Here is a 5758-nt window from a genome sequence, read left to right as displayed (position 1 = left end):
AGGCCCGTTGAATCTTCCGAGTGTGTGCACAGAACCGTGCACGCCTTTGTCGAAATCTTGCGTTACTTTGGCCCAAAGGTTGCCAGTACGACCACCTCCGGGAGAAGATCCGCTTCTACGAGCGGCTACCCCCGGTCGCCCCGGGCTCGGAGGCCGAGCAGGCCGGCTAGGGGGAACCGTGCGCGCTCAGGCCGGCTAGCCGGAACCGGGCGCGCTCAGGCCGAGCGGTCCGGCTAGCCGGAACCGGGCGCGGACAGGCCGAGCAGGTCCGCTGTCGTTCCGGGTCGACCGGTGAGCGCGTTCAGGGCGGTGACCAGCCGCTTCTCCTCGTAGCGGAAGTGCGACTCCAGCAGGGCGGCGAGCCCGGCCAGCTCGGCGCGTACCTGGGCGACCGGCACCGCCGCGTCGCCGCCCAGCAGTGCCTCGACCCGTTCCAGGATCCCCGCCACCACCTCGTGATCGGTGATCAGGTTGTCGATGACCGGGCGCAACTCGGGGGCCTCCTCGGCCAGCAGCCGGAACGCGCCCGCGTCCTCACCGGTGTGGTGTCGGCCGAGCGCGGCGCAGAAGGTGAGGCAGTGCGCGCGCAGGTCCCGCGACGGGGTGTCGAGGCTTGCCTGCAGTCGGGCCAGCTCCGCGCTGAGCCAGAGGTGAATCTCGATCATCTGATTGCCGACGGCGGCGAGCCGGCCGGCCGGTGAACTAGTTGGGTGCACGTGTCGTCCCATGCTGTCCCCGCGCCTCCATGCCCACGGCGGCCTTCGGGCCGGGTGCACTGCGACGCTGGGCCGAAGTCTAGGGCCGGCCGGCCACGCCCCCAAACCCGGGAATCACGGAGTGGTCGGTTCGTCGGTCTCCTCGACGTCGTGCCAGCGCGCCCGCCAGGCGGCCTCATGGGCCTCGTGGCTGGTCCGCTCCTGGAAGACGACGGCCCGCAGGGCGTGCCGCGACTGCGCCATCACCACCACCTCCACGGCCACCAGCGCCACGCAGATCACTGTCGCGAGGATGAGCGCGCCCAGCGCCGGCAGGTGCTGGCCGACCGGAAGGGCCGCCGTGAGAACCACTATGACGCCGATGCGGGTCCAGGTGACGGTGTGCAGGGTGCGCAACTGGAAGAGCAGGTTGACGGCGAAGTAGCAGATCAGACCGCCGAAGAACATCGGTATCGCCGGTCCCTCGATCTTTTCGGCGATCCCGCCGGCCGGGTCGGTGATCTTGTGGAGGATCTGCTCGTTGCCGATCGAGAAGAGGATCACCCCGGCGATCATCGGCAGGTACGCGTACGCGTAGGCGTCGCGGGCCATCGCCACCCGAGGGCCGCCCTCCGCCGCGTGCAGGGCGATCCGGGCGGCCGGCCCGATGAAGTCGAAGTGCGCCCACCAGAGGGCTGCGGTGACCACGATGCCGAGCGCGGCGGCGGCCACCGCCGGCCAGGTGACCGGCTTGCCGAGCAGGTTACCGCCCACCCCCGTCGAGATGATCGACTCGCCCAGCGCGATGATCAGGATGAGGTCGTAGCGCTCGGTCCAGTGCTCGGCGCTGGTCACCCCCCAGCCCCAGGTCCCGACGATGAAGCCGGTGGCGTACTGCACCACCACCACGGCGATCCACAGCCCGTCGCGGACCAGGGCGGCCCGGTCGGGGTCGGTGATCTGCGGCGGGATGAGCGCGGCGGCCAGCAGCAGCACGATGCTCACCGCCAGCTCCGGAGCGAAACGCCGCAGTTGCCGCCGCTCCTGCGGGCTGTCCCGCACCACGTGCTGATAGAGGATCCAGTGGATGCCGCGGACCACGACGTAGCTGATCGCCACCAGCATCGGGCCGGCGGCGCTCCCCTTCGGGTCGCTGAACGCCTGCGGGAGCGCCAACGCGAACGCGAACAGGGCGACCATCGCGATCACCATGAGCACCGGGACGTAGCCCTCGCCGAGCCGGACCCGGGTGGCGACCAGGCTGTGCACCACCCAGATCCACCAGAGCACGGCGAGCACCAGGCTGGCGTGCAGCAGTTGCCGACCGGAGATGTTCGCGGCGGTGGCCCGGGTGATGATGAAGAACGAGAAGACGAAGACCAGGTCGAAGAAGACCTCGAACTTGTCCACCCGGGCGCCCGGGGCGATCGGGACGGCCGGTCCCAGCTGTCCACGCCGCCGGTAGCCGCCCACGATCCCACTCTGGCAGCGTCCGGGCTGGTCGGAGGCCCGAACGGCGAGGGTGACGGGCTCGGCGTTACCTCCGGCCCGGGTCGGGGAAACACCGGGGCCACGGCCTTCCGCAGCGGGCCGGTCGGTCCGCCCACCCCGGACAAGGATGGACAATGACGACCAAAAACCCGATCACCACTTCGTTCGCCCATCACTCCACAGCGATGGACGTGATCCGGGGCGTGGACCTCGCCGGGCGGCGGGCGGTCGTCACCGGCGGGTCCTCCGGGATCGGCGTGGAGACCGCCCGCGCCCTGGCCAGCGCAGGCGCGGAGGTCACCCTGGCCGTCCGGAACCCGGACGCGGGTCAGCAGGCCGCCAACGACATCACCGGCACCACCGGCAACGACCGGGTCCTGGTCGCCCCGCTCGACCTCGCCGACCAGGGTTCGATCGCCGATTTCGTGGCCAACTGGGACGGCCCCCTGCACATCCTGGTCAACAACGCCGGGATCATGGCGGCACCGCTGTCCCGCACACCGCAGGGCTGGGAGATGCAGTTCGCCACCAACCACCTGGGGCACTTCGCGCTCGCCAACGGGCTCCGCCCGGCACTCGCCGCCGGCGACGGGGCCAGGATCGTCTCGGTCAGCTCCGCCGCCCACCTGCGCTCACCGGTGGTCTTCGAGGACATCCAGTACGACAAGCGGGAGTACGAGCCGTGGCAGGCGTACGGGCAGTCCAAGACGGCGAACGTGCTGTTCGCCGTGGAAGCGACCCGACGCTGGTCCGACGACGGCATCTACACCAACTCGCTGATGCCCGGCGCGATCCAGACCAACCTGCAGCGCTACGTGAGCAAGGAGGAACTGGACCGGATGCGGTCGGGCAACGCGGCGGCCTGGAAGACCGTCGAGCAGGGCGCTGCCACCTCCGTGCTGGTCGCCGCGTCACCGCTGCTCGACGAGGTGGGTGGGCGCTACTTCGAGGACTGCCAGGAGGCCGCCCCCGCCCAACCGGGCCAGCGGACCGGGGTCGCCGACTACGCGCTGGACCCGGAGGCCGCCGAACGACTCTGGCAGGTCTCCACCGCCCTGCTCAAGAGCTGAGCACCAGAACGGGAAGGGCGCCCCGGTCGATGACCGGGGCGCCCTCTCATCGTTCAGCGGATCAGGCCAGGCCCAGCTCCGACTCGAAGTTGCCGGCCTCCAGCCGCTCCTTGACAGTGGTCAGGAAGCGGGCCGCGTCGGCGCCGTCGATCAGCCGGTGGTCGTAGGACATGGCCAGGTAGACCATCGACCGGATCGCGACGACCTCGCCCAACTCCGGGTCGTTGACCACGACCGGCCGCTTGACGACGGCGCCGGTGCCGAGCATCGCCGACTGCGGCGACGGCACGATCGGGGTGTCGAAGAGCGCACCCCGGCTGCCGGTGTTGGTCAGCGTGAAGGTCGCCCCGGCCAGCTCGTCCGGGCTGATCTTGTTGGTCCGGGTCCGCTCGGCCAGGTCGGCGACCCGCTTGGCGATGCCGCCCAGGTTGAGGTCGCCGGCGTTGTGGATGACCGGCGTCAGCAGACCCCGCTCGGTGTCCACAGCGATGCCGAGGTGCTCGGCAGCCGGGTAGGTGATCGTGCCACCCTCCAGGTCCATGCTGGCCTGGACGATCGGGTGGGTCTGCAGCGCCTCGATGGCGGCGAGCGCGAAGAACGGCAGGAAGGACAGCTTCACGCCGTGCCGCTGCACGAACGAGTCCTTCGCCTGCGCCCGCAGCTTGGCGATCCGGGTGACGTCCACCTCGACCACCGTGGTGAGCTGCGCCATCTCGTGCAGCGACTCGTGCAACCGCTTGGCGATGGCCTTGCGGATCCGGGGGAGCTTCTCGGTGGTGCCCCGCTTGCCGCTCGGCTGCGGCTTCGCGGCCGGGGTGGCCGCAGCCGCCGACGGTGCGGCCGACGGCGCCGGTGCGGCGGCGGGAGCGGCCTTGGCGGCCTTCGCCTTCTCGGCCGCCTCCAGCACGTCCTGCTTGCGGATCCGACCACCCACACCGGTGCCGTTGAGCGCGGCCAGGTCGACGCCGTGCTCACCGGCCAGCTTGCGCACCAGCGGGGTCACGTACCCGGCGGCCTCCTCGCCGGCACCCGGCGCCGGAGCGGACGGACGTGCCGGCGCCGAGGTCGACGCGGCCGGCTGCGCGGCCTGCTCGGTCTTCGCCGGCTGCGCCGAGCTCTCGGTCTCCGCGGCGGGCTCGCTGTACGAGGCACCCTGCGTCGGCTCCTCGACCTTCGGCTCCGGCTTCGGCTCGGCCTTCGGCGCCGGCTTGGCCTCCGCCTTCGGCTCGGGCTTCGGCTCGGGCTGCGCCTGGGCGGGGGCCCCGCCGGCAGCGCCGATGATCGCCAGGTCGGCGCCGACCGCTGCGGTCTCGTCCTCGGCGACCTTGATCTCCAGCACCGTGCCGGCGACCGGCGACGGGATCTCGGTGTCCACCTTGTCGGTGGAGACCTCCAGCAGCGGCTCGTCGACCTCGATGGTCTCGCCGACCTGCTTCAGCCAGCGGGTGACCGTACCCTCGGTGACGCTCTCGCCCAGGGCGGGCATCTTCACCGCGGTGCCCTCGCCCGACGAGGCGGCGGCCGGAGCGGGAGCCTCGGCCGGGGCCTCGTCCTGGGCCACCTCGTCCGCGGTGCCCTCGGCGGCGGCCGTCGGCTCGGCGGCCGGCTCGGCCGGGGCCTGCTCCTGCGGGGCTGCCTCGCCGCCGCCGGTCGACTCGCCCTCACCGGCGATGACGGCCAGCTCGCTGCCGACCTCGGCGGTCTCGTCCTCGCCGACCACGATCCGGCTCAGCACGCCGGCAGCGGGTGACGGGATCTCGGTGTCGACCTTGTCGGTGGAGACCTCGAGCAGGGGCTCGTCGACCTCGACCGTGTCGCCCTCCTGCTTGAGCCAGCGAGTGACGGTGCCCTCGGTGACGCTCTCGCCGAGCCGGGGCATGGTGACCGATACCGGCATGTTCTGAGACTCCTTCATTCCCCTGGTGGGATCTTCGCCCGTCGCCGGACGCCGCGGTTGTGGATGATCAGGCGTGCGCGTGCAGCGGCTTGCCGGCGAGGGCCAGGTGCGCCTCGCCCAGGGCCTCGTTCTGGGTCGGGTGGGCGTGCACGAGCTGGGCGACCTCCGCCGGGTACGCCTCCCAGTTGTAGATGAGCTGCGCCTCGCCGATCAGCTCACCCACCCGGGCGCCGATCATGTGTACGCCGACGACCGGGCCGTCCTCGACCCGGACCAGCTTCACGAAGCCGGTGGTCTTGAGGATCTGGCTCTTTCCGTTGCCACCCAGGTTGTAGTTGTACGTCTTGACCTTGTCGGCGCCGTACTGCTCCTTGGCCTTGGCCTCGGTGAGGCCCACCGACGCCAGCTCCGGGTCGCAGTACGTGACGCGCGGGATGCCGACCTCGTCGATCACGGCGGGGTTCTGGCCGGCGATCTCCTCGGCGACGAAGATGCCCTGCTGGAAGCCGCTCACCGGGCAGCGCACCGGCTCCAGGACCCTTATGCAGTTGTCGAACCAGGCCAGGCTCTCCGGGCCGGCGCCCGAGGGCCGATGGATCACGTCG

Annotated in this window: 4 protein-coding genes and 1 pseudogene; 1 reads left to right on the top strand and 4 read right to left on the bottom strand. The window is 71.3% G+C overall.

Annotated features, from left to right (window positions below; all coding sequences use genetic code 11):
- Positions 1–233: 233 nt before the first annotated feature.
- Both ABZ749_RS27740 and ABZ749_RS27735 read right to left on the bottom strand, forming a co-directional pair.
- Positions 234–728 carry a hemerythrin domain-containing protein gene (locus ABZ749_RS27740; protein ID WP_357232974.1) on the bottom strand — a complete coding sequence of 165 codons (495 nt, stop codon included), beginning with the start codon at positions 726–728 and terminating at the stop codon, positions 234–236.
- A gap of 102 nt (positions 729–830) precedes the next feature.
- Entirely contained in the window at positions 831–2168 is a 1338-nt protein-coding gene (locus ABZ749_RS27735; protein WP_357232972.1) for a low temperature requirement protein A, read from the bottom strand.
- Between the two features lie 152 nt (positions 2169–2320).
- Between ABZ749_RS27735 and ABZ749_RS27730 the strand changes: the two genes are divergently transcribed.
- A complete protein-coding gene (locus tag ABZ749_RS27730) occupies positions 2321–3256 on the top strand; it encodes an SDR family NAD(P)-dependent oxidoreductase (protein ID WP_357232970.1) in 936 nt (311 codons plus the stop codon).
- A 61-nt stretch (positions 3257–3317) separates the two neighbouring features.
- On the opposite strand, the gene sucB is transcribed toward ABZ749_RS27730, so the two are convergent.
- Both sucB and ABZ749_RS27720 read right to left on the bottom strand, forming a co-directional pair.
- Positions 3318–5153 carry a 2-oxoglutarate dehydrogenase, E2 component, dihydrolipoamide succinyltransferase gene (gene sucB, locus ABZ749_RS27725; RefSeq protein WP_357232968.1) on the bottom strand — a complete coding sequence of 612 codons (1836 nt, stop codon included), beginning with the start codon at positions 5151–5153 and terminating at the stop codon, positions 3318–3320.
- Between the two features lie 67 nt (positions 5154–5220).
- A pseudogene (locus ABZ749_RS27720) lies at positions 5221–5758 on the bottom strand (hypothetical protein); the annotation flags it as partial.

This window comes from Micromonospora sp. NPDC047753, assembly GCF_040642735.1.
GTDB lineage: Bacteria > Actinomycetota > Actinomycetes > Mycobacteriales > Micromonosporaceae > Micromonospora.
Note: the sequence above shows the minus strand (reverse complement) of the source record. Positions and strands in the feature narration are given on the sequence as shown.